The 22,480-nt window shown below is 40.1% G+C and carries 23 protein-coding genes; 7 read left to right on the top strand and 16 right to left on the bottom strand.

Annotated elements, in window-relative coordinates:
* Positions 1 to 191: 191 nt before the first annotated feature.
* The gene (locus I6F47_RS15565; protein ID WP_169044572.1) at positions 192 to 620 is read right to left on the bottom strand and encodes a hypothetical protein; all 429 of its coding nucleotides are present in this window, start codon (positions 618 to 620) and stop codon (positions 192 to 194) included.
* Positions 621 to 721: 101 nt separating this feature from the next.
* The gene (locus I6F47_RS15560) at positions 722 to 1,105 is read right to left on the bottom strand and encodes an RNA-binding S4 domain-containing protein (RefSeq protein WP_010554787.1); all 384 of its coding nucleotides are present in this window, start codon (positions 1,103 to 1,105) and stop codon (positions 722 to 724) included.
* Between the two features lie 245 nt (positions 1,106 to 1,350).
* Here I6F47_RS15560 and I6F47_RS15555 point away from each other — a divergent pair, with 245 nt between their 5' ends.
* Together I6F47_RS15555 and I6F47_RS15550 are read left to right on the top strand one after the other, a co-directional pair.
* The gene (locus I6F47_RS15555; RefSeq protein WP_197184154.1) at positions 1,351 to 1,638 is read left to right on the top strand and encodes a hypothetical protein; all 288 of its coding nucleotides are present in this window, start codon (positions 1,351 to 1,353) and stop codon (positions 1,636 to 1,638) included.
* A 55-nt stretch (positions 1,639 to 1,693) separates the two neighbouring features.
* Positions 1,694 to 2,359, top strand: coding sequence for a hypothetical protein (locus tag I6F47_RS15550; protein ID WP_197184153.1), 666 nt, complete (start codon positions 1,694 to 1,696; stop codon positions 2,357 to 2,359).
* A 1-nt stretch (position 2,360) separates the two neighbouring features.
* Here the strand turns inward: I6F47_RS15550 and I6F47_RS15545 are convergent, their stop codons facing one another.
* The 5 genes from I6F47_RS15545 to glnA all read right to left on the bottom strand — a co-directional run bounded on the left by I6F47_RS15545 (position 2,361) and on the right by glnA (position 7,443).
* A complete protein-coding gene (locus I6F47_RS15545) occupies positions 2,361 to 2,819 on the bottom strand; it encodes a cyclic nucleotide-binding domain-containing protein (RefSeq protein WP_010554789.1) in 459 nt (152 codons plus the stop codon).
* A gap of 29 nt (positions 2,820 to 2,848) precedes the next feature.
* Positions 2,849 to 4,234 (bottom strand): nitrogen regulation protein NR(I), encoded by a 1,386-nt coding sequence (ntrC, locus tag I6F47_RS15540; RefSeq protein ID WP_007582175.1) that lies wholly within the window; start codon positions 4,232 to 4,234, stop codon positions 2,849 to 2,851.
* A gap of 14 nt (positions 4,235 to 4,248) precedes the next feature.
* Positions 4,249 to 5,319 carry a nitrogen regulation protein NR(II) gene (gene glnL, locus I6F47_RS15535; RefSeq protein WP_007582173.1) on the bottom strand — a complete coding sequence of 357 codons (1,071 nt, stop codon included), beginning with the start codon at positions 5,317 to 5,319 and terminating at the stop codon, positions 4,249 to 4,251.
* A gap of 82 nt (positions 5,320 to 5,401) precedes the next feature.
* Positions 5,402 to 5,923, bottom strand: a complete 522-nt coding sequence (locus I6F47_RS15530) for a DUF4124 domain-containing protein (RefSeq protein WP_024589531.1) — start codon at positions 5,921 to 5,923, stop codon at positions 5,402 to 5,404.
* A 113-nt stretch (positions 5,924 to 6,036) separates the two neighbouring features.
* Positions 6,037 to 7,443, bottom strand: coding sequence for a glutamate--ammonia ligase (glnA, locus tag I6F47_RS15525; protein ID WP_197184152.1), 1,407 nt, complete (start codon positions 7,441 to 7,443; stop codon positions 6,037 to 6,039).
* A 507-nt stretch (positions 7,444 to 7,950) separates the two neighbouring features.
* Between glnA and typA the strand changes: the two genes are divergently transcribed.
* Together typA and I6F47_RS15515 are read left to right on the top strand one after the other, a co-directional pair.
* The gene (typA, locus tag I6F47_RS15520; RefSeq protein WP_010554793.1) at positions 7,951 to 9,774 is read left to right on the top strand and encodes a translational GTPase TypA; all 1,824 of its coding nucleotides are present in this window, start codon (positions 7,951 to 7,953) and stop codon (positions 9,772 to 9,774) included.
* A gap of 291 nt (positions 9,775 to 10,065) precedes the next feature.
* Positions 10,066 to 11,007, top strand: a complete 942-nt coding sequence (locus I6F47_RS15515; RefSeq protein ID WP_197184151.1) for a 5'-nucleotidase — start codon at positions 10,066 to 10,068, stop codon at positions 11,005 to 11,007.
* 154 nt (positions 11,008 to 11,161) lie between these two features.
* On the opposite strand, the gene I6F47_RS15510 is transcribed toward I6F47_RS15515, so the two are convergent.
* The 3 genes from I6F47_RS15510 to I6F47_RS15500 form a co-directional block, all read right to left on the bottom strand.
* Entirely contained in the window at positions 11,162 to 11,890 is a 729-nt protein-coding gene (locus tag I6F47_RS15510) for a CBM9 family sugar-binding protein (RefSeq protein WP_197184150.1), read from the bottom strand.
* Between the two features lie 67 nt (positions 11,891 to 11,957).
* Positions 11,958 to 13,037 carry an MBL fold metallo-hydrolase gene (locus I6F47_RS15505; RefSeq protein WP_197184149.1) on the bottom strand — a complete coding sequence of 360 codons (1,080 nt, stop codon included), beginning with the start codon at positions 13,035 to 13,037 and terminating at the stop codon, positions 11,958 to 11,960.
* Positions 13,038 to 13,111: 74 nt separating this feature from the next.
* Positions 13,112 to 13,768 (bottom strand): DUF2959 domain-containing protein, encoded by a 657-nt coding sequence (locus I6F47_RS15500; protein WP_010554796.1) that lies wholly within the window; start codon positions 13,766 to 13,768, stop codon positions 13,112 to 13,114.
* Between the two features lie 87 nt (positions 13,769 to 13,855).
* On the opposite strand from I6F47_RS15500, the gene I6F47_RS15495 reads away from it, so the two are divergent.
* Together I6F47_RS15495 and dtd are read left to right on the top strand one after the other, a co-directional pair.
* Positions 13,856 to 14,761 (top strand): virulence factor BrkB family protein, encoded by a 906-nt coding sequence (locus tag I6F47_RS15495; RefSeq protein WP_024600023.1) that lies wholly within the window; start codon positions 13,856 to 13,858, stop codon positions 14,759 to 14,761.
* On the top strand, positions 14,762 to 15,199 hold the full coding sequence (dtd, locus tag I6F47_RS15490; RefSeq protein ID WP_024589537.1) for a D-aminoacyl-tRNA deacylase: 438 nt from the start codon (positions 14,762 to 14,764) through the stop codon (positions 15,197 to 15,199).
* Here the strand turns inward: dtd and I6F47_RS15485 are convergent.
* Complete coding sequence (locus I6F47_RS15485) at positions 15,188 to 15,901, bottom strand: spermidine synthase (protein WP_007376217.1); 714 nt, start codon at positions 15,899 to 15,901, stop codon at positions 15,188 to 15,190. The genes dtd and I6F47_RS15485 overlap by 12 nt on opposite strands.
* A 248-nt stretch (positions 15,902 to 16,149) precedes the next feature.
* Between I6F47_RS15485 and I6F47_RS15480 the strand changes: the two genes are divergently transcribed.
* On the top strand, positions 16,150 to 17,043 hold the full coding sequence (locus I6F47_RS15480) for a bifunctional GNAT family N-acetyltransferase/hotdog fold thioesterase (RefSeq protein WP_007582148.1): 894 nt from the start codon (positions 16,150 to 16,152) through the stop codon (positions 17,041 to 17,043).
* 72 nt (positions 17,044 to 17,115) lie between these two features.
* Here I6F47_RS15480 and I6F47_RS15475 read toward each other — a convergent pair whose 3' ends face one another.
* The 5 genes from I6F47_RS15475 to dapA form a co-directional block, all read right to left on the bottom strand.
* Positions 17,116 to 18,150, bottom strand: a complete 1,035-nt coding sequence (locus I6F47_RS15475) for a phospholipase A (RefSeq protein WP_002958796.1) — start codon at positions 18,148 to 18,150, stop codon at positions 17,116 to 17,118.
* Between the two features lie 205 nt (positions 18,151 to 18,355).
* The gene (locus I6F47_RS15470; protein WP_024589540.1) at positions 18,356 to 19,477 is read right to left on the bottom strand and encodes a succinylglutamate desuccinylase/aspartoacylase family protein; all 1,122 of its coding nucleotides are present in this window, start codon (positions 19,475 to 19,477) and stop codon (positions 18,356 to 18,358) included.
* A 5-nt stretch (positions 19,478 to 19,482) separates the two neighbouring features.
* Positions 19,483 to 20,688 carry a PLP-dependent decarboxylase gene (locus I6F47_RS15465; RefSeq protein ID WP_165722239.1) on the bottom strand — a complete coding sequence of 402 codons (1,206 nt, stop codon included), beginning with the start codon at positions 20,686 to 20,688 and terminating at the stop codon, positions 19,483 to 19,485.
* The gene (locus I6F47_RS15460; protein WP_007376223.1) at positions 20,688 to 21,428 is read right to left on the bottom strand and encodes a 2,3,4,5-tetrahydropyridine-2,6-dicarboxylate N-succinyltransferase; all 741 of its coding nucleotides are present in this window, start codon (positions 21,426 to 21,428) and stop codon (positions 20,688 to 20,690) included. Before I6F47_RS15460 ends, I6F47_RS15465 begins: the two co-directional genes overlap by 1 nt.
* Before the next feature lie 15 nt (positions 21,429 to 21,443).
* Positions 21,444 to 22,328 carry a 4-hydroxy-tetrahydrodipicolinate synthase gene (gene dapA / locus I6F47_RS15455; RefSeq protein ID WP_165722238.1) on the bottom strand — a complete coding sequence of 295 codons (885 nt, stop codon included), beginning with the start codon at positions 22,326 to 22,328 and terminating at the stop codon, positions 21,444 to 21,446.
* Between the last annotated feature and the right edge of the window lie 152 nt (positions 22,329 to 22,480).

Below are 22,480 nucleotides of genomic sequence, written 5' to 3'. Positions count from 1 at the left end.
TTATGAATTAGAAAAATATTTTGAAGAGTGACCTCTGTAGTGTTCGAGTTGCAAAGTACATACCAGTGTAAAAAATCGTGTTTAGAGAATGAATTTTGTACAGTTAATATAGTAGAGATGATGCTGAAAAGTTTAATTTCAAGAGATGATTTGAAAGAGGTAGGGTCAAAAGTTATTTCGACCCTTATTAATTATTGTAACCAACCTTGTTGCTTACCTTTAATACTCAAACAAAGTAAAGCAATGGCAATAATGATTACAAAAATAGGCATAAATACAGCACTTGCGCCAAGTAGCTCAATACTGTTTATGACCACAAAATTATAATATTGCTGAATTAAAATAGCGCCGAGCGATAGCGCAAAAGTAGGTGTTGCCAGCGCGTTTTTAGCAAGTAAAAACAGACAACCAAAAGTGCTTCCAAATACAGCTATAGCAAATGCAATGGTTGACCAAATAGGAATGTTAGAGTAGGCAGCTTGTTGATCTAGTGGAAGTTTACCTATCATTTCGGGTGTCATCATCATGTGCATAGCAAATGCAATAACGCCAAGTAAGTTCCATATTAGTGCCGCCCATACAACTGGCTTAAACCAATTTTTAGGTGTTTTAACAGACATTTTATAACCTTGTTTTTATTATTATTAACTAGGTTATTAAAGAGTAAAAAGGCCAACTATACAAGTTGACCTTTTTATATAAAAAGAGGGCTTTTAAATGCTTAACCAAATGAAATAGGACGACGACCTGTTTTATCATCTACTTTTGGTTTTTTAGTTCGCTTGCGCTTACTTTTAGCTGGCTGATTTGTTGGTTGTGGTGCAGCTTGCTTTGACTCTGCTTGAGTTTGTACCGCAGGTTTTTCTGCAGGGGTTGCATCTTCACTTAGCGCAAGTTTAAAAAATTCGCCATCAAATTCTAATACATCGCCACTGTATAATTTTTTCCGCTTTATTGTACAAATTTCATGGTTAACACCCACATAGCCTTCGGTAATTAGGTTTTTAGCTTGGCCGCCACCTTCAACTAAGTTTAGTACTTTTAATAATTTACAAAGCTCAATCGGCTCTTCTTCTAATTCTATTTCTATGTATTCTTCGTTCATATTTGCTCTCGGTGGGGTAACGCACAAGCTGTAGTATAAAGGCTTGCAGCTACTTTTGCACCAAAGCAAGTGACTTTCGCTAATTGTAATACTTAAATAGCTATGAAATTTTTTATGTATTTTATCTGTCTTTAAAAAAACTGAAGCAATTGAAGAGTAACCTTTGCAGCAGTTAATTTTACGTATGGCCTGCTAATTGCTAAAACTTTGGCGGATTAAATAGTTTTCATTAAATGGAGTAGGAAATGGGCGTAAGATTGGCAATGAAAAAAGAGCTAATGGGATTAGACAATTCAGGTATGTTAACTGCTGACGATGTTAGAGAGCACCTTGCTAATTCTGTAAAAAAGCAAGCTGATCAAGATGAGCGCGGTTTTGCTGTAATTTCAAAGTTCAATGATACCCATAGCCGTTTAGTTAGTGGTGATGCCACGAGAAAAACAAAACTCGAGTTTGAACGTCATCGTTTATTTAAAGAAGTTTTATATACTCGCAAAAGTGTTGATGCTTGGTTAGATAGCCAAACAAATTAAATTGCTATAAATAGTTACCTTTAATAGACTACAAGCGTAATCAAAAGGGGTAACTATGAAAAATGGAATTTTAATGTGTGTGCTGGCATTACCATTAGCTGCGTGCCAACAACCTACCGTGTATGTATTTAGTGAAAACTTGCAAGATGAACAGAGCAATCAGCTCGATGCTGCGCTAAAAGCACAATCGCTCCCTTATGAATATGTAGAGCTGGCAATTCCACCTGATTTTGGTGAGGCTACATTACTCTTATCAAGTGACAAAATTTACCCAAAAGAGACTGAGCAGTTAGCTACTATTATGCAGGGGCTAGGTTACGAGCCACAAGTTAACTATACAACGCGTTCAAATCATTTTTATGGTGATGGCAATATAGGCTTTTATCTAAAAAATGCAGTGGCGGGTACAACCTTTGTTATGCCTAAAAAGTTACGAACAACTCAATGCAGCGAAGACAAGTACAATGATTTACTCGTCACATTTACAGATAAATATGCTGACTTTACCTTACCCAGTGGCGCTGTTGTAAGGTTAGGTTGGGAGTTTTTATACGGTTACGTTGTCATTTATTACAAAAATTATTCGCAAACATACAGTTACTCACAACCACTTATAAATACGCCCTTTGGCGCCAAACCATCCGATACTTACAGGTTTACAGCTCACGTTAATAACCCCAGCTGGCTTGATTGCTCACTACAAATTATTTATATGGACTGAACTAACCGTGAGTTTCTATATGCTCGCTTAGTTTGGCAATGCGCAGACTCATACCTTCTATAATTCGGTCTTTAATTTTTTCGCGGATAACATTAGGTAAACGAGTGAGTGCTTCAGGGGTAATAGCGAGGACTATACTGTCGGTTTTAGCGCGAGCACTGGTACTACGCTCTCGGTTATTTATAAAGGCACCTTCACCTATAAATTCACCGGGCTCAATAGTACCTAGCTCTAGCAAATGATTATGTTTAAATACTAATAACGCGCCGCTAAGTACAATGTACAAACGTTTGTCGTTATCGTATTGCTTAAATAAAAATTGATGCTGGCTTACTAAATATAACAGGCCGAACGACTCTAATAAGACTTGGCGCTCGCTGAGCGTAAATTCTTTAAAAAAGTGCAGCCTGTTTATAATTTCCATTTGTTTGAATAATGGAATATGTTCGATTAGCTTCATCAATAACCAAATGTGTTAAAAGCGTTTAATCAGCTAATATTGCGCTCTTTTAATTTTCGGGTCAACGTGTTGCGTCCCCAACCAATTTTTATAGCAGCATCTTGCTTATGACCAGAACAATTAGCCAGTGCGGTTTTAATTAAGCGAGTTTCTAGCTGGGCTTGAATGTCAGGCCAAATATTTTCTTTGCCTTGTTTAAGTTCTTGATTAAGCCATTGCTGAAACGCATCTAGCCAATCACCTTCTTCCTGGGTTGGCGAAGCATCCAGAATTTCCGGCGGTAAGTCTTGCTCGCTTACAAGCTCACCCGGTGCCATTACAGTAAGCCAGCGACAGGTGTTTTCTAATTGGCGTACATTGCCTGGCCAATTAAATAAGCGTAATTGCTCAGTTGCCTTAGGGCTCAGCACTTTGCTTTCTACTTGTAGCTCTTTAGCGCTTTTATGTAAAAAGTGTTGCGATAAGCTTTCTATATCTTCAGTGCGCTCTCGAAGAGCAGGTAAACGTAGGCGCACAACATTAAGACGATGGAATAAATCATCCCTAAACTTGCCCTGTTTAACTAAATCTTCAAGGTTTTGGTGCGTAGCCGCAATAATACGCACATCTACTTTTATACTTTGATGGCCACCAACGCGATAAAACTCACCATCGGCAAGAACGCGTAATAAACGTGTTTGTACATCAAGTGGCATATCACCAATTTCATCTAAAAATAGTGTGCCGCCATTGGCTTGCTCAAAACGGCCTTTACGCACGCTGTCGGCGCCCGTAAATGCGCCTTTTTCGTGGCCAAATAACTCTGACTCAACAAGCTCTTTTGGAATGGCTGCCATGTTAAGTGCAATAAATTGGTTTTCTTTACGTGGGCTATGATTGTGCAAAGCACTGGCGACAAGTTCTTTACCTGTTCCAGATTCGCCATTTATTAATACGCTCATGCTAGAAGCCGATAGTTTACCTATCGCTCTAAACACTTCTTGCATTGCGGGCGCTTCACCAATTATGTGGGCACTTTTTGGTGGAGCTTGCTTGCGTTTAGTTTTTTTAGTGGAGTTTGCTCTGCATGCGCTTTCGACCAGCGCCACTGCTTCGTTTAAATCAAACGGCTTAGCTAGGTATTCAAAAGCACCTTTTTGGAATGCATTTACAGCTGAGTCTAAATCTGAGTGCGCAGTCATTATAATAACCGGCAGCCCAGGGTTTTGCTCTGCAATAAGTTCAAGCAACGCCATACCATCCATACCAGGCATTCGTACGTCAGAAACTAAAACAGTAGGTTGGCTAAACTTTAGGGCGCTTAGTACATCTTGCGCATTAGCAAAGCTCTCTGTGTTAAACCCTGCACGGGTTAGTGCTTTTTCAAGTACAAATCGAATAGAAGCATCATCATCTACAAGCCAAACTGTTTTCATGCAAACTCCAAACATTAATCTGCAAAGGGCAGATAGATATTAAATTCAGTATGTCCAGGCCAGCTATCACATTCTATATAGCCATCATGTTGATCTATCAGTGTTTGCGCTATTGAGAGTCCTAACCCAGAGCCACCTTCTTTATTGGTGATCATAGGGTAGAACAGTGTTTCGCGTACACTGGGATCAATACCTGGTCCGTTATCAGATATTTGGATCAACAAGGCTTTTTTAGGTGCTTTACCTGGGCGACGATGCTGATGATTAATGCGGGTTTTTATTGTTATTTCACCGCCATCTACAAGCGCCTGTTGGGCATTTCGAACAATGTTTAATACCACTTGCTGAATTTTGCCTTGATCAATGTATACATCAGGAATACTTGGGTCGTAATCTTTAACTAAGCTAATGTTAGAACAATTATCTAACGTACTTAGCCTTGCAACTGATTCAAGTGATTGATGTATATTGCCATACGATTTTTGCGGAAGTTGATTGGGTCCCAAAAGCCTATCTACTAGTTCGCGTAATCGGTCGGCTTGCTCAATGATGAGCTCAGCACATTGATCTCTTTCTTGTTGATCAACCTCATACTGCAATAACTGCGCCGCTCCGCGAATTCCACCTAAAGGATTTTTAATTTCGTGAGCTAAGCCTCTAATTAGGTTTCGGGCAGCTTGATATTGATGCATTTGATTAGACGCTTGGTCGTGCTTAATTTCGTCATCGGTTTGGCGCCACTCAAATAAAATATAAAGCGAGCCATTAAACTTAATTTGTCGTGTACTTACGGCTACTTTTGCATGGCGAGAATCGCTAAAAACCACGTCAGCTCTATGCTGCTGGCAATCTACGCCTTCAACTAATGAGTATTGTTCTATACGCTGTAAATCGATTGAATGGTAGTTAAAAAGGCTATCAAACGGTTGTTCTAACAAGCGCTTATTACCAAGGCCAAGCAGCTCGCTGGTACTGGTGTTGGCATATACAACGGTGAAGTTTTTATCAAGTAGCATGATAGCGGTTGTTTGATTTTGCCAAATGGCATCGAGTAGCTCAGGGCTAAAGTTTTTATTATTAATCATAGCTGCACCATTTTAGTGCGTGGATGTTTGCAAGCAAGTTATATGGTTAAATACACTGCTGCACGTTTAGTAATGCCCCAATTTAGTTACCTAGGTTTAGCCCTTTTCGGTGCATAAAAAATATGCAGGGTTCGCTTGTAGCAATAACTTGGTTTTTACTATTAAAAAGCTTTAATTGTAGTGTGTGCTGACCACGTTCTACATCTCTAATTGCAAAGGTTGAGCTGTCACTGGCTGGGCCGTGTGCTTTACCATCAATAAAAAGTTGTATAGTAAAACCCGTTTCAAAGCGTGGTTTTATTCGGCTAGTTACATAAACAGTGCCGGTATTTTCACGAATAGTCTGGTTATGATCAGGTGAGGAAATAGCAATACTAAAGGCCGCTTGTTGAGGCTGAGGTTGCTCGTCAAAAATGTCAGTATTTGTTGCAGGCATATTAAGATCTTGGCTGGTGAGCTTTACCTCTTGGGCCCCTTTATGAGGGGTGTCTGAGAACACTAATACGCCATTTTTATCTTTCCAAGCGTATATTTTTGTTTCACCGGCATAACCATAATTACTTAATCCTAAAGTAATTAATAGTAATAAAATCTTGTTATTCACTCTGCAGCCCTGCATTTTTATCGGTAACTTAACTTTAGTGGAGATTGACTAATTTTACCATTAAAAAAGCCCGCAAAGCGGGCTTGAGAACACACATATTTTTTACAGCTTAATTAACAGCTGTAGTACATTTCAAACTCAACTGGGTGAGTTGTCATGTTAAGCTTTTTAACTTCTTGAGACTTAAGTGAGATGTAAGCATCGATTAAGTCATCAGTGAATACGCCACCTTGAGTTAAGAATTCACGGTCTGCGCTAAGTGCAGATAGTGCTTCGTCAAGTGATGCTGCAACAGTTGGAATTTCTGCTGCTTCTTCAGCTGGTAAGTCGTATAAATCTTTATCCATAGCATCGCCAGGATGGATCTTGTTTTTGATACCATCAAGGCCAGCCATAAGCATTGCAGAGAAAGCAAGGTATGGGTTAGCAGTTGGATCCGGGAAGCGTACTTCAATACGACGACCTTTTTCAGATGGAACCACTGGGATACGGATTGATGCAGAACGGTTACGTGCAGAGTATGCAAGCATAACAGGTGCTTCAAAACCTGGTACTAAACGTTTGTACGAGTTAGTAGACGCATTTGCAAAAGCGTTAATTGCTTTAGCATGCTTGATGATGCCGCCAATGTAGTAAAGTGCATCTTCAGAAAGACCGCCGTACTTATCACCAGCAAAAAGGTTTACACCATCTTTAGCAAGTGACTGGTGACAATGCATACCAGAACCGTTATCACCAACAACTGGCTTAGGCATAAACGTTGCTGTTTTACCGTATAAGTGAGCCATGTTATGGATAACATATTTCATTTCTTGAATTTCATCCGCTTTTAATACCATTGTATTAAAGCGAGTAGCGATTTCGTTTTGACCTGCTGTTGCTACTTCGTGGTGATGTGCTTCTACTACTTGGCCCATTTCTTCTAGAACTAGACACGTAGCTGAACGCCAATCTTGGAAGTCATCAACTGGAGCAACTGGGAAGTAACCGCCTTTAACACCTGGACGGTGACCAGTGTTGCCATCTGCATATTCTTTATCTGAGTTCCAAGCAGCTTGCTTAGAATCAATTTTGTACATAGAACCAGACATATCTGATTTGTATTTAACATCGTCAAATACGAAAAATTCTGGCTCAGGGCCAAATAAAACAGTGTCTGCAATGCCTGTAGAACGCATGTAATCTTCAGCACGCTTAGCAACAGAACGCGGGTCGCGCTCATAGCCTTGTAGTGTAGAAGGCTCTACTACGTCACAACGTAAAATTAATGTCGCTTCTTCAGTGAAAGGGTCTAGTTTGATTGACTCAGGAACTGGCATTAATACCATGTCTGATTCGTTTATGCCTTTCCAGCCTGCAATTGAAGAACCGTCGAACATTTTACCGTCTTCGAAAAAATCTTCATCAACTTGGTGATGAGGAATCGATACATGTTGCTCTTTACCCTTAGTGTCAGTAAAGCGTAAATCAATGAACTTGACGTCATTTTCTTTAATAAAATCTAAAACCGATTGTGACATGTGTCCTCCAACTATTGGGTTTTGTTATTGCTGCATAATTGCTTTGGTATTTACTAAGCTGATTTTGTGCCATTATTGTAACTGGCTGTTTATAAATTAAAAAAATATCATTGCATCAAAATGAAATATACAAACGCACCATGTTGGTGCGTAAATATTCCATTTTAGTGCAAAATTTACAGAGCGTAATTTGTTGTTAATTTAATCAGCTGAAATTAGCATAACCTAAATGCAAAAGAGTAACAAAAAGATCGGAAAAATAGCCAAAAAGACTGTTTTTCAAAAAAATATTGAAATTTAATTCATATAATTGTCATATATAAAACAGATACTTAGTAAAAGTATTGAGAAAGTTTTAAAATATGTATTGGATAAACTTTCATCCATGTCATTAATGAGGGATAATATGCGCCCTTTTAAATCCTATGCTGGGACATCTCGCGAAAGCGTGGATGAGTGCGTAGATCTTGCAGGATCATTGAGAATTTAATTTCTCTGAGTAAATATATGAGCATCGAAAAGTTAAGAAATATAGCGATTATCGCGCACGTTGACCACGGTAAAACAACTCTGGTTGACAAACTACTTGAGCAATCAGGTACATTAGAAACACGCGGCGGTAACGAAGAGCGCGTGATGGACTCAAACGACATTGAGAAAGAACGTGGTATTACCATTTTGGCTAAAAACACAGCCATCTCTTGGAACGACTACCATATCAATATCGTAGATACTCCGGGACACGCCGATTTCGGTGGTGAAGTTGAACGCGTACTTTCGATGGCTGACTCAGTATTATTACTTGTTGATGCTCAAGAAGGTCCAATGCCACAAACGCGTTTCGTTACGCAAAAGGCATTCGCGCAAGGCTTAAAGCCAATCGTAGTTATCAATAAAATTGATAAGCCAGGTTCACGTCCTGATTGGGTTATGGATCAAATCTTTGATTTATTCGACAACCTTGGCGCAACTGACGAACAGTTAGATTTTAAAGTAATCTACGCTTCAGCTATCAACGGCTGGGCAACACTAGATTTAGACGAGCCATCAGACAACATGGAACCTATGTTCAAGATGATCGTTGACGAAGTATCACCACCGGATGCAGATCCTGAAGGTGACTTCCAAATGCAAATTTCTCAACTAGATTACAACTCTTATGTTGGTGTAGTTGGTATTGGTCGTATTAAACGTGGTTCTGTTGCTCCTAACCAACAAGTTACTATTATCAGTGCTGATGGCACTACACGTAATGGTAAAATTGGCGCAGTACAAAGCTACTTAGGTCTTGAACGTATCGAAACTGATAGAGCTTACGCTGGTAACATCGTAACTGTAACAGGTATTGGTGAGCTTAAGATTTCTGATACAGTTTGTTTCCCAGGAAACGTTGAAGCATTACCACCACTAAGTGTTGATGAGCCAACTGTAACAATGACATTCTCTGTAAATAACTCACCTTTCTGTGGTAAAGAAGGTAAGTTTGTAACGTCACGTAATATCCGTGAACGTTTAGACAAAGAATTAGTACACAACGTAGCGCTTCGCGTTGAAGATACTGGTAGCCCAGATAGCTTCCGTGTTTCTGGTCGTGGTGAATTACACCTAGGTATCCTAATCGAGAACATGCGTCGTGAAGGTTACGAGCTTTCAGTTTCTCGTCCAGAAGTTATCTTACGTACTGTAGATGGCGTTCTAGAAGAACCGTTTGAAACAGTTACTATTGACTGTCAAGACGAGCATCAGGGTTCTGTTATGGAACAAGTTGGCCTACGTAAAGGTGAACTTACTAACATGACTCCAGATGGCAAAGGCCGTATGCGTTTAGATTTCATGATCCCTAGCCGTGGTTTAATTGGTTTCCAAACTGATTTCATGACGCTTACTTCGGGTTCTGGTCTTATGTACCATACGTTCGATCATTACGGTCCTCACAAAGGTGGCGACATCGGTGTTCGTAAGAACGGCGTAATGATTGCAAACGCAACTGGTAAAGCACTTACTAACGCATTATTCAACTTACAAGAACGCGGCCGTTTATTCATCGGTCACGGTGTTGAAGTATACGAAGGTATGGTTATCGGTATTCATAACCGTGATAACGACCTTACAGTTAACGCCCTTAAAGGCAAGCAGTTAACTAACGTACGTGCATCTGGTACTGATGAAGCGCAAACGCTTTCTCCACACCTTAACTACTCACTTGAGCAAGCGCTTGAGTTCATCGATGATGACGAGCTAGTTGAAGTAACTCCACTAAACATTCGTATTCGTAAGCGTTACCTTACTGAAAACGAGCGTAAACGTGCAGGTCGTGGACCTAAGTCATAATCTATTAATTTAGAATAATGATTTTAAAAGCCGCTGTATTGCAAAATACAGCGGCTTTTTTGTGGGTGAGGGTTAATTGAGTAAAAAGGTTGAAGGAGTTTTTTACTACAGAGCTCACCGAGGCGCTGCGTGGTATATCTAGGTCGACTTGTAAATTTGTATTGTTTTTGGGTAATAGTGTTGTTATATATTAGCAAGGGTTTTGCTGGTGCAAACACTAAATATTTATCGGTATTCTTGGTGATGCACTGTTAGAGTTTTTAATTATTAAATCTCAATTTGGAGTATATTATGGCCTATGAGTTAGGGAAAAGACTAGTAATTGGTGTAGCTTCAAGTGCTATGTTTGATTTGTTAGAATCGGATACTGTTTTCAGAAAGCAGGGTGAGGAAGAGTATAGGAAGTACCAATTAGAAAATCTTGATAACCCGCTTGATAAAGGAGTGTCATTTTCATTTATTAAACGGTTACTTTCTTTAAATAACTTAAGCGAGAATCCTAAAACTGATCCTTTAGTGGAAGTAGTATTACTATCACGTAATGATCCAGATACCGGATTACGTGTCATGAAATCGATTAAGCACCATGGCTTACCAATATCACGTGCTATTTTTATGCAAGGAAAATCTCCTTACGAATATATTCCAGCATTAAGTATATCTTTATTTTTATCCGGTAATTCTTCTGATATCAAAGAAGCAATAGATATGGGATACCCTGCGGGTCATGTTCTCGAATCAGCAATTGTAGATGAAGACGATGATGATTTAAGAATAGCTTTCGATTTTGATGGTGTTCTAGCTGACGATGAATCTGAAACGGTAATGCATAATACAAATGATGTTAACCAGTTTCATGAACATGAAACTAAGAATGTGTTGCAGCCTCATAATCCAGGACCTTTGAAAGAATTTCTTGTAAAAATATCTGATATTCAAAAATTAGAAGAAAAAAAGAAGAAATCTGATCCTGACTATAAAAATCGTCTGAGAGTTTCAATTGTAACTGCCCGTAATGCTCCATCTCATGAGAGAGCTCTAAATACTCTAAAGAAATGGGGTGTAATGGCTAACGATGCATTTTTCCTCGGTGGTGTAGATAAAGGTTTAGTATTAGGAGTACTTAAGCCTCATATCTTCTTTGATGACCAATCAGGGCATTTAAACTCTACAAGTACAGTTGCCCCTTCAGTTCATATACCTTTTGGTGTTAAAAATTTAAAGTTAGACTAATCTCTATCCAAACGCATTTAATTTGATGTCATATTTAATGCGTTTTAAAACCCCCGATAATGCAAAGCCCCTGTGTTTGTTGGTAGGCTTTTTTTCGCTGGGTTTAGCTTCGCTCAACCCAACATACGTGTTCAATTATTTTATTGGTAGTAACTTACTTTTTAGGGAGTAGGGTTATTTTGCCAAATACGTCTGCATCTATAAACCCACGATTTCTGTCGCCATTTACTGGCTGTACTTCGTGTGAGCCCATAAAGTGCTCGCGCACGTCACTGCCATCGTTATCGCAATACGCTAACATAAAGCCAATTACTTGTTTTTCGCTAAGTGTAATTGGGGTGTTTTTAGCACCTTCTTTATAATCATTAGGGTAGAGCTTTATTGCTACTTCCCAGGTAATGTTAAAAGGCGCAGTGGTGTTGCGCTTCCAGTTACTGACTAGGTGGTCGGTATACAAATGGGCTTTTTTATCAGGTCCGTAATCGGCGGCTTGGTTATCAAGGCCAATATGGTATGCCAAAGCGGTGTGATTAAATTGATGATTACCACCTGATGCATCGCTATCAATAAATACTTCAAGCGCATCGTCATCCCAATATTTATACGTTGGATCGGCGTGTGTATCTATTAAAACGTCATCCACAATATCGGCTTGTAGGTATAAATAGTTTTGATCCCACAATAAACGATAACGCCCTTTAAAGTCAGCATCGTTTGATGGCAGTGTGCCATCCATTAAATAAGGCATATCGTGCCAAGTGGCTTTATCCCACGCACTTTCAGATACGCCATCAATAGTAATTGGAGTTGATGTATGTTCAACATCAATAGCCATTGCAGGCGTGCTTAATAAAAAGCTTAAGGCGAGTGCTAATTTTTTCATTAATTTCTCAATTTTATTGTCGATTTGTCTTACTGTAATAACAATCTTAAAACAGCTAAGTAAATAGTTACAGTGAAATACTTTCGCCTTCGTTTAAAATATACAGCGGTGTTTTAGCATCCATTTTTTTAACCATGTGTAATAAACGTAGCAAAGCAGAGTGGCTAGTATGGTCGCCCATTTTCCAACTTGAGTTACCGTATCCCCACGGTATCATTACTTTGCAGTTAAGTTCTTGTGCTGCGTTAAGCGCGTCTTCTGGTGTAGTGTGAACGTAGCGATAAAATTTACCACTTTCTTTACTGTAGTAAGATGCGATTGGCATTAAGCACACATCAATATCGCCATATTTTTGCTGTATATCTTTAAAATGTTTTGAGTAGCCTGTGTCGCCTGCAAAAAATAAGGTGCTACCGTTTTGTTCAAGCAGCCAGCCATTCCATGCGTCTTTATTATTATCTTCGTAAATAAATGGCACTAATACACGAGCGCTAAAATGATGAGCTGGCACGGCATTAATAGCTAAATCGTCAATATTGGTTGTTGAGTACCACGGCATTTCGCTAATATTAAAACCGCCGGTAGGGAAGTTGTCGGCCATACCGAGTGGTGTTAAATAGCGAGGTTTATTGCCAATGCTTTGTATGTCGGCTTTATTAAAGTGATCGTAATGAATATGCGAATACATTACCGCATCAATATTTTCCAGTTCTTGCTCACTAGGCCAAGCGCCTGCTTTACGATAAATACCACCGCCGAGTTTAAAGCCAAGTGCGACTGGAGAATCAAACTGATTTTTTACCGGATCAAACAGCACACTTTGACCATTTGGGGTGTTAATTACAAAACTAGCGTGGCCAAGCCAGCGTACGGTATAGCCGGTGCTAAGTTGTGGCTTAGTTTGCTGGCCTTGGTACTGGCAGTTTTCGCTGCCGGTTTTGCATAGTAAGTCTGGGTGGGCTGGGTAGCAGTTTTCAGTACAGGTAGTGGGATATGTTTTTTCACCTGCGTATAAATTTTTATAACGACCGTTCTTATCATTAATAACAATAACTGAGTCGGGGCTGGTAATACGATTAATATTATTAGGTGCGGCGCAGGCAGTTAGTAAGCATAAAAGCGTTGTTGCGGTTAAAAAGCGTTTCATTGTAAATCCCTTTTAGCATTCCCTTTAACATAAAAAAGCCTGCAATTAAGCAGGCTTGTTAAAGTAACAAATAATTAGCCAGCGCTATTCATTTGTTCAATAAATTTGTTTGAGTCGGCAATCGATTTGTTCATGTCGTTCATCAACAATTGAATATCGCGCTTAAGGTTAGTGAACTCACCTTTAATAGCCGATACCGCTTGTGCATTTAAGTTATGCTTTAAGTATAAAACGTTATCATGAAGCGAGGTTAATACTGGCTCCATTTTACTCTCTGCGCTGCGCATTGAGCGTAATAGCTGATCAAATTGACGCTTAGTCGCGGCTAGCTTTTTGCTGCTTTCACGCTTAAGTGATGCGCTTTTGTATTGCTCTAACTCATCGCCCCACTCATCAAATAGCGCTTCTGCCACGTCTTCTACTTTATTGATGTTAGTTGAGACTTCGTTAGCGGCATTTAAGCTCGACTCGTAATCATCGTTTAGTTGATTGTAAGTGTCTTGTAGTTCGCCACCATTAAAATCGATTAGAGTAGTTAAGCGCTCTAGTGCCGATTTAAATTCTTCTTGTGACTCTTGCTGCGAGTCTTTGGTTTCTTCTACGCGATCAATAAGAATATCGCGTTTGTGAACACCCACTTTTTCCATCGCAGAATAATAAGCTGATTGGCAGCCAGTTAAAGTAAGTGTTACTACAAGCATTGAAACACTGAGTAATGTTTGTTTTTTCATTTGAATTCCTGTTTACGAGCGTTAGTGCTGTAAATTATGGCGCTGATTGTTATTATAATCAAAACTATATAAGCACAAGTCAATTGTATGAATGATAAGCTCTCACATTACAAACAGCAAGTTAAGTCCTTTATACGCCAGCAACCTGGTTGGTGGATGCAGTATTTTAATCGTTGTATAGACGATCAAATAACGGTTAATGCAGGTTACCTTGCTTACGTAACCCTTCTTTCTTTAGTGCCATTAATTGCGGTGGGTGTTGCTATATTTTCAGCCTTTCCGGGCTTTGAATCTACTCGCATGGAAATTGAGAGCTTTTTGTTTACCAACTTTGTCCCTACCTCTACCGATGTTATTAGAGAGCATATTAGCTCCTTTGCGGGCAATGCCAACCAAATGACGGCGGTAGGTATTGGCTTTTTAGCTGCAATAGCCTTGCTGTTAATACGTAATGTAGATGCCACATTAAACCGAATTTGGCGAATTAAGAAAAAGCGCCCAATGATGATCTCATTTGCTGTGTACTGGATGGTTTTGAGCTTAGGGCCTATGTTGCTCGGTGCCAGTATTGGTGTTACCTCTTATATTGTATCTTTGGTGTCGTTTGCTGATCAGGGTATTCCTGGGTTTAGCGGGTTTTTGTTAAAGCTATTGCCGTATGGAATTTCGATGGTGGGCTTTATTATGCTCTACACCTTAGTGCCTAATACGCGGGTGTCGTTTAGAGCGGCAATACCTGGCGCTTTTTTTGCGGCACTTTTATTTGAGCTGACTAAAAAGGGGTTTGCTCTTTATATTAGCCATTTTCCGTCATACGAAGTTATTTATGGCGCAGTAGCAACCATTCCTATTTTGTTTGTATGGGTGTATTTGTCGTGGGTAGTTGTTTTGCTTGGCGCTGAATTTACTGCGTGCATTAGCCCAAATGATATTCCAGAAACACCAGAGCTTGAACTAGAAGATGATGAACCAGCAATAAAGGACACAGTTTAAATGCAAGGTTTAATACAACGTGTAAAGCATGCCAAAGTAGAAATTAACAACCAAGTGGTAGGCGAAATTAGCCAAGGTATATTGTTGTTGCTGGGCGTTGAAAAACACGACGACAAACAAACGGCCGATAAGCTTTTACACAAGGTAAGTAATTATCGTATTTTTACTGACGAAAACGACAAAATGAACTTAAGCCTTAAAGATATTAAAGGTGAGTTACTTGTTGTTTCGCAATTTACGCTAGCGGCTGATACTAAAAAGGGTATGCGCCCTAGTTTTTCATCTGCGGCAACGCCAAGCCAAGCTAACGAGCTTTACGAATACTTTGTAGCTCAAGCTAAAGAGTTGGGGCTTACAATAGCCACAGGTGAGTTTGGTGCTGATATGCAAGTAAGCTTGTGTAACGATGGGCCCGTTACGTTTAACTTATCTGTTTAAGTTTTTGGTTACCACGACAATATGATTTACATAGCCCGTAATTTTCTGCGGGCTAACATTACAACCAAATACATCGAGTAATAGCTGCTGAAGTTGCTTTAATTGCGACTCATGCTGCGATAAAAAGTTAATAAATAGCACGCCGTTGTTATTTAAAGCCGAGTAGATTTTTTTATAAAATGCCTCTTCAAATAAAAATCGAGGCGCGTCTATTTGGCTAAATAAATCTAGAATAATCCAATCAATATTTTGCACACTTTCTAAAATCTGTTGCGCATCGGCGCACAGCAGTTGCTCATTCTTATTTGACGAAAAAAACTGGGTATAGCAATCAATAATATCGGCGTTTTTTTCAACCGATGTTATTTGTGCTTTAGGGTATTTGTGTTGTAAATAGTTACGAATTGCACCGCCGCCAAGGCCGAGTTCTAACACTTTTTGTGGCGCGCTAAGAGCTTGCCAGTGCTTATCTAGGTACAATAAGTGTGGAAAAAGTAATAAATCCGGGTTATTTAAATCAATAACAGATTGAAGAGTGTCGTTAATAAGTAACCAGCGTAACTGCTCGTGCTCACGTACTTGAATGTGATCGCCACTGCATTTATGCCAATAGATTAACTGACCAATGCTGTGGCTATTTTCAATAAATTGATCGCTCAGCAAACCCGTCAGTGAATTTATATAATTGATTTTTTCAGTCATATTCTCAGCATAAACTAGCAACGTTAAAGCGCAATGACCTTTGTCATTATTTTTTTACGTTATTTTGCAGCCATCACCAAAGTCGTATTTGCAGTTTTTTTAAGATGGAGTATGGTATTTGCCATAATAATGCCACTCAATTTAATTATTTTATTTTTTTAGCTTGGTAGATAACCAATACTATTAGTATAGCGCCGTAGCCTTTTTTTTGACTTTTATTTACGGCTTATATAACAACAGGAGTATGTATGTTTCAGGTAAGCACCCCACAAAGTAGCGAAGATTGGCAAGCGTATTACCAATTGCGTTGGCAGGTATTACGCGCGCCTTGGGGCGAGCCTCGAGGCTCTGAACAAGACGATATGGAACAAGACTCTGAGCACCGCTTTATAAAAAATAAAGAAGGCGAAGTGCTAGGTGTAGCACGTTTGCACTTTAACAATCATGAGCAAGCACAAGTGCGCTACATGGCAGTTGCAGAGGGGAACCGTAATCAGCATATTGGTAGTCGTTTGCTTCATGAGCTTGAAAAAATAGCATGGACACAAAATGCCGATGAACTGGTTTTGTTTGCACGCGAACGTGCGCTTGAGTTTTATAAACGCCACGGTTACGAATTAAAAGAAAAAGCGCACTTAGCGTATGGCGATGTACAACACTTTAAAATGGTAAAGCAAAAACCGTGTGAGCCAGGCTGGTTCCGTCATCCAAATTGGACGCAAGTACTACAAAATACGTGGCGTGAGTCTATTCCAATTAGTGACGCGATGGGTATTAAGGTAGAAAGCTATACCGATTGGCAATTTACAACCAGCGCCGACCTAGACGCTAACTTAAACCTACATAACACCATGTTTGCAGGCTCTATTTATAGCTTGGCCACGCTAACAGGTTGGGGCGCTACGTACTTAGCGCTTAAAGAAGCTGGGCTTGAAGGTAATATTGTATTAGCCGATGCTAACATTAAGTACTTAAAGCCGCTTACTACCGACCCACGTGGTTGTGTTGATATACAAACCTGTAAGGGCAAGTTAAGCGATTTAGAAACCGACGGTAAAGCAAGTTACGTAGTGCCTGTAACTATTTACGATGGTGATAACGTGGTTGCAGAATTTGAAGGGCAGTTTGTAGTAAAAAAATAACTGTTTAGCTGTTCAAAACACAAAAAAGCCAAGCGATGCTTGGCTTTTTTGTGTGTAAAACTTAGAGAAGTATCACAGCAGATCGGTTAATAATATACCTACACCAATACGTTCTACATCCGCATTGTAATCAATTAAGCTTTCGCCATAACCGTTAAAGTATTGTGCATAACCACGAACGCGGCCCCATAAAGGAAACGACCAGTCGAGTTGAATTGCACCACGATTATCTGAATTTAAGTTGTTACGTGTCATAAAGCTAAATTCATGGTCATGAAAACGATACGCGCCGCTAAACTCAAAGTAACCCATGTATTTATATATGTCTGGGTTGTCGTCGCCATTGGCTTCTAAAATATCTTCTTTTTCGTCCTCAGCTATTCGGTACCAAGGTTTAAAGCTAAAAACAAAGCCTCTGTTTTCCCAGATAAAGTCTGCATAAATACGGTTCCACGAACGTGAGTTTGGTTGGCTTCGACCATTTGATTGATGCGAAATACCTAATGCGATTGCCATTTCGTCGCCCCATAATACGTTTTCTGGGTCGAGGTAATTTATCCAAAATATCTCTGGTTCGTAGTTGGTTTCACGAAATGGAGAAGAAATTTCTGAGTTATAAATCTGCCAATATGATTGCAGTGTAAAGCCAAAAAATATGGCTTGGTCTTTATCCGAAAAATCATCGTAAAGAGGCACTTTTATCGATAGCTGGTATTTTGCTTCTAAGTTGTCGAGCGGTTCACCGTCGTTATCGTCGGTTAGTGCATCAAAGCCATCAAATGGGCGATCGTTTGGGTGTGATACGTACGAAAGAGGTAAAATATAGTTACGCTTATGTGGAGTAATTACATTTCTATTTTTTTTACCAACTTCTTCACGAGCTTGGCGTTTATCAAGCGCGGTAAGTTGTTTGTTTTCTTCAAGAGCTGAACACTTTTTACGAAGATCGTCTAATGTTTGTTTACCATCTCCGCCAATTACCTCATTTAAAATACACTGCTTTACAAGTTCGATGTCGTTGTCTTGCTCATTTGTAGCAACTTCTTCTTGTGCGAAGGTAGCTGTACTTATTAAGGCAGAAAGTGTGATCCAGTGGCGCCAGCTCATTGTAATTCCTTGTGAGTTTGGGTTGTTGTATGCGTTAATTTAATTATAACGTCTTTTTACATATGTAACGGTGAACTTTTACTGAATTTGTATTTATAACAAGTTCACTACGTATACAAAGTAAATATAGATCAGAAAAAAAGCGGCCTAAGCCGCTTTTTTAATGCACATTAACTATGTGCTCTCACGCAATGAGAAGGGTGAGCTAAAGCTCAAATACGTTAGTAAAAAACTTATAAAGCTCGGTGCCTTGGTTAACACTCGCTGAGGCAAAGTGCAAAATGGCAATTGCATCGCAATCGAGAGTAAGTGTTTGCAGTGGTTGCTCGCTTAAGTAGCGCTCCATTCGCAAAATATTGGCAATAGGCTCACCGGCTTTAATGTGTCCGCCAAGCGGGGCTATGTATTCAACCATGCCGCCAATAGGGGCGTAATAAGCAAAGTAGTCATTTAAATTACATGCATAGCGAGTGATATTAGCTGGCGTATGCGGCGCGTTTTGCAGTACGCCTTTGTGATTTAAGTAACTTAAAATGCTGTTAGCATCGTTTAGTGCTTCTTTTAAGTCTATTTTTTCTTGGCTGCCTAGCTCTACAGTAAATGCTTCTACAGGTATTGATAATTCGCGACCTTGCCCACTAAGTGCATCACTTAAATGCCACCATGGGCAAAAGTTAGCTTCATCCATTGCACCGTCAAAATCACTAGGAATAAGCAGTACATGTTCAATATTAAAGTAACGTGCGCTGTCGGTTGCATAGGTTGGGCAGTACAAATGTTTGCTTGAAATAGGACCTGTGTGTAAATCGAGTACTATATCAGCTTGATGAGCAAGCTTTTGTAGGTTAAGCGCAATGCGTTTACCCGTATTAAGTAAATAAGCAGGGCCGTTAAGTTTGTTGTCTACTTCTTCAATAAGCGCCTGTTTGAAGTTACTTTTTAATGTGGCGTCATCATACTGAGTATGATTTTGTGCAAACTGTGCCACTAAATTTTTATTGTAGTGATACATGCGATTCCAATTAGTGCCCGTAATCGGATCGAACCTGCCAAGGGTAAACTCGCCAGATTTTTGATTACAACCAATTGGGTTAGCATAAGGTACTAATGTAATATCGCCATTAAGGTTTAGGTGTTTTAATTGCTCAAGTAGCTGAAAAATAACTGCGTTACCTTGCACTTCAGCGCCATGCATATTGGCCTGAACATAAACACTAGGCCCTGTGCCATCGCCTTTTAAACGATACACCGGAATTGTAAGCGGTAAGCCGTTTGCAACTTCCCCTACTACAATGTTCTCTTGGCTGATGTGTGTTGTATTACTCATGCTTATTACCTTAAGTAGTGGCTGGCATTTTCGGCTTGGCGAACACAGGTAAGTTCACCGTTTTGCAATGTGTACTCGCCGGCGAGCTCGTGGCATAAAAAATACGGCATACTTTCGGTAAAGCCGTAAGCACCGCATTGGCTAAACACTAGCCAGTCATGCTCATTTAAATCGCTTGGCAGGTTATGCTCACCTAAGCAATCAAGCGCTGTACAAAGCGGGCCGTATAAAGTGACCGCTTGAATTTTAGCACTGGATTCACGCAGTAACGCAGCAGGAAAATCTTGGCTGGTAACAGCAGGGCGTAATAAGTGATTTATACCGCCGCTTAAAATTACTTGTTCTTGATTGTAGTTTTGTTTGCGCTCTACTACTGGGTTTGCGTAATGACCGCATTCGCCAACGGCATAGCGACCAAGTTCCATCCATAATTCTTCTACACCCGCATCATTTTTAATTTTAGCGAGCGCAGCTATTAAGTCATCCCAATCAAGCGTTGCTTCATTTTGTGTATAAGGAATACCTAAACCGCCACCTAAATCTAAAACTTTAAGATTGATGTTTAAATCGCTGGCAAGTTGGCTAAGTGGTGCAATCATTTGTGACCACAATTCGCTTAGCTTTTGCGTGCTAAGCATGTTGCCCCACTGAAAAATATGTAAGCCGTCAAACTTAAGTGTAGGGTAGTCGGTTACATTGAGTGCTTGCCACTCATCACAACCCAAACCAAACGGCGTAAGGCTGTCGCCGCCCAGTGGGTTTTTTTCACCTTCAGGCCAGCGTAATTGCACTCGCAGTAATACTTGTAACTGCGTATTTTGTAGTTGCGCTTGTTGGTTTAACCAACGTACTTGATTGAGGCTTTCGGCTACGAATATACGTACTCCGCGCTCAATAAAGTGTTTAATTTGTTTAGGGCTTTTTGCAGGCCCTGTGTTGAGCACGCGCTGTGAGCTAATACCTTGTGCTAGCACTTGCTCAAGCTCACCTTTACTTGCTACGTCAAAATTAAAGCCAGCGCTGTCTAAGCTTTGAATAATTTTAGACAGTGGATTTGCTTTTACCGCGTACCACAGTTTTACATCGGTTTGCGCAACTAAACGTGCAAGATGCGCGTTTAGTTGATCTAGGTCGTAAACAAAAAAAGGTGTATCAAGTTGTTGTGTAATTGTATTTACAGCGGTTTTGATAGGCGTGCTCAAAAAGCTCATTATCGTAAAACCTCTTCAAGCAATAATGATGCATCGCTTTTTTCGTCGCGGTATTTAACTATTAACGCACACGACATGCTTAAGCCTTGCTCGCGCGCCCACTCGTTTGACGCAGGGCGAGAGCCTGGTATTACAATGGCATATTCTGGGATTGGCTCGCCTTTATCAAGTTGGCGCTCGTTTACGCAGTCGTATACCGGAATAGTTGCTGATAAACGCACGCCTGGGGCAAGTACTGCACCTTTTTTAATAACTACACCTTCAACAATAATACAGCCAGCGCCAATAAAGGCGTCGTCTTCTACAACTACTGGGCTTGCACCAATTGGCTCAAGTACACCACCAAGCTGCACTGCAGCACTTAAATGTACGTTTTTACCTACTTGTGCACACGAGCCAACTAATGCGTGGCTATCTACCATTGTGCCTTCGTCGATGTATGCACCAATGTTTACATACGCTGGTGGCATAATAATCGTGCCTTTAGCAACATAAGCACCACGGCGAACACTAGAGCCACCCGGCACCATACGTACGCCATCGTCAGTACTAAATTCTTGCGGAGCTAAGTTATGTTTATCAACAAAACCACCTGCAAACTCAGTATTAGTGCCATTTTTGAAGGCATCCAAAATGCCTTGTTTTACTTCTACGTTAGCTTGCCATTGGCCGCTTTCGTTTTGTGATGCTGCGCGTACTGCGCCCGATTCTAAATTATTTAATAGTTCTAACCAGCTCATTATAAAAACCTGTATTTAATGCCAAGATAAAATGGTGTTGTTTGCAGTTGTGATGCAATCGGTTTGAGTTAACTCAAGGTGTGTTAAAGGTGGACGAAGTTGCGGGCTGCTTAAGCGGCCTTGCAAATGCATCAATACCTTTACGGGAATAGGGTTTGCGACAGCAAATAAGCTATTAATAGCGCTTGACCACTGGGCAAATAAATTAGGGTGTTGGCCACTTAAGCTGCGTTTAACAAACTCGTGAGTTTGTGCGGGCCATGCATTTGCAGCTACCGACACTAAACCTTTTGCGCCAGCTTGAGCAAAATAAGGCATCAGCGCATCGTCGCCACTAAAAATAGCTAAATTAGGCGCAGCTTGGCGGTAAGCTTCAAACTGAGCAATGCTGCCGCTCGCTTCTTTTAACGCCCATAAATTTTTATTATTTTGTAAGTTTTGAATTGTTGCCGTTGGAATGCTAACAGCACTTCGACCCGGTACGTTATAAAGCATACACGGGTGAGCACTTGCATTAAGTAGGCTTTCAAACCAATGAGTTTGACCTATAGCGCCGGGCTTTGCATAAAGCGGTGAGCCAAGTAAAAAGCTATGAATTGGGAGTGTATTACAGTAGTTAACCCACTCAATTTGTTGCTTTAAGTTACTACCGCCCACAGCAACCATGAGTGGTACTGCTGGTTTTAGTTGGCATACGTGTTCAACAATGGCTTGTTGTTCTTTTAGCGTTAGTGCTAAACCTTCGCCCGTACTGCCAAGTAGTAAAATACCGTTATGTGCCGCTTCTTGATCGCTAACCAATTTAGTTAACGTGTTGTAGTCAACATCGCCGTGTTGATCAAATGGCGTTACGAGCGCGGTCCACAATGAGTAGTCGTTTAAATTGAAGTTGTTGATCATCTCTCACGAACTTATAATTTGTACCAACTTTATTAAAAACGTGATCATTTTAGCGATAACTAATTTAATGCAATTGATATTATTCGAAGAGTTAAAAAGCTTTATGGAAGGAGCCGCATTAACGTCGTTCGAACTAATAATTCGAAGAGCGA

Source organism: Pseudoalteromonas sp. NZS37, assembly GCF_015864265.1.
Lineage (GTDB): Bacteria > Pseudomonadota > Gammaproteobacteria > Enterobacterales > Alteromonadaceae > Pseudoalteromonas > Pseudoalteromonas arctica.
The sequence above is the reverse complement of the archived record's forward strand: the minus strand, read 5'-3'. Positions and strand labels throughout refer to the sequence as shown.

Coding starts and splice junctions, on each gene's coding strand:
- I6F47_RS15565 (WP_169044572.1), bottom strand. CDS start 620: ATGTCTGTTAAAACACCTAAAAATTGGTTTAAGCCAGTTGTATGGGCG.
- dtd (WP_024589537.1), top strand. CDS start 14,762: ATGCAAGGTTTAATACAACGTGTAAAGCATGCCAAAGTAGAAATTAAC.
- I6F47_RS15560 (WP_010554787.1), bottom strand. CDS start 1,105: ATGAACGAAGAATACATAGAAATAGAATTAGAAGAAGAGCCGATTGAG.
- I6F47_RS15500 (WP_010554796.1), bottom strand. CDS start 13,768: ATGAAAAAACAAACATTACTCAGTGTTTCAATGCTTGTAGTAACACTT.
- I6F47_RS15465 (WP_165722239.1), bottom strand. CDS start 20,688: ATGAGCTTTTTGAGCACGCCTATCAAAACCGCTGTAAATACAATTACA.
- I6F47_RS15555 (WP_197184154.1), top strand. CDS start 1,351: ATGGGCGTAAGATTGGCAATGAAAAAAGAGCTAATGGGATTAGACAAT.
- glnL (WP_007582173.1), bottom strand. CDS start 5,319: ATGATTAATAATAAAAACTTTAGCCCTGAGCTACTCGATGCCATTTGG.
- I6F47_RS15515 (WP_197184151.1), top strand. CDS start 10,066: ATGGCCTATGAGTTAGGGAAAAGACTAGTAATTGGTGTAGCTTCAAGT.
- I6F47_RS15480 (WP_007582148.1), top strand. CDS start 16,150: ATGTTTCAGGTAAGCACCCCACAAAGTAGCGAAGATTGGCAAGCGTAT.
- I6F47_RS15485 (WP_007376217.1), bottom strand. CDS start 15,901: ATGACTGAAAAAATCAATTATATAAATTCACTGACGGGTTTGCTGAGC.
- dapA (WP_165722238.1), bottom strand. CDS start 22,328: ATGATCAACAACTTCAATTTAAACGACTACTCATTGTGGACCGCGCTC.
- I6F47_RS15545 (WP_010554789.1), bottom strand. CDS start 2,819: ATGAAGCTAATCGAACATATTCCATTATTCAAACAAATGGAAATTATA.
- I6F47_RS15470 (WP_024589540.1), bottom strand. CDS start 19,477: ATGAGTAATACAACACACATCAGCCAAGAGAACATTGTAGTAGGGGAA.
- I6F47_RS15510 (WP_197184150.1), bottom strand. CDS start 11,890: ATGAAAAAATTAGCACTCGCCTTAAGCTTTTTATTAAGCACGCCTGCA.
- I6F47_RS15505 (WP_197184149.1), bottom strand. CDS start 13,037: ATGAAACGCTTTTTAACCGCAACAACGCTTTTATGCTTACTAACTGCC.
- I6F47_RS15550 (WP_197184153.1), top strand. CDS start 1,694: ATGAAAAATGGAATTTTAATGTGTGTGCTGGCATTACCATTAGCTGCG.
- I6F47_RS15460 (WP_007376223.1), bottom strand. CDS start 21,428: ATGAGCTGGTTAGAACTATTAAATAATTTAGAATCGGGCGCAGTACGC.
- I6F47_RS15475 (WP_002958796.1), bottom strand. CDS start 18,150: ATGAGCTGGCGCCACTGGATCACACTTTCTGCCTTAATAAGTACAGCT.
- ntrC (WP_007582175.1), bottom strand. CDS start 4,234: ATGAAAACAGTTTGGCTTGTAGATGATGATGCTTCTATTCGATTTGTA.
- glnA (WP_197184152.1), bottom strand. CDS start 7,443: ATGTCACAATCGGTTTTAGATTTTATTAAAGAAAATGACGTCAAGTTC.
- typA (WP_010554793.1), top strand. CDS start 7,951: ATGAGCATCGAAAAGTTAAGAAATATAGCGATTATCGCGCACGTTGAC.
- I6F47_RS15495 (WP_024600023.1), top strand. CDS start 13,856: ATGAATGATAAGCTCTCACATTACAAACAGCAAGTTAAGTCCTTTATA.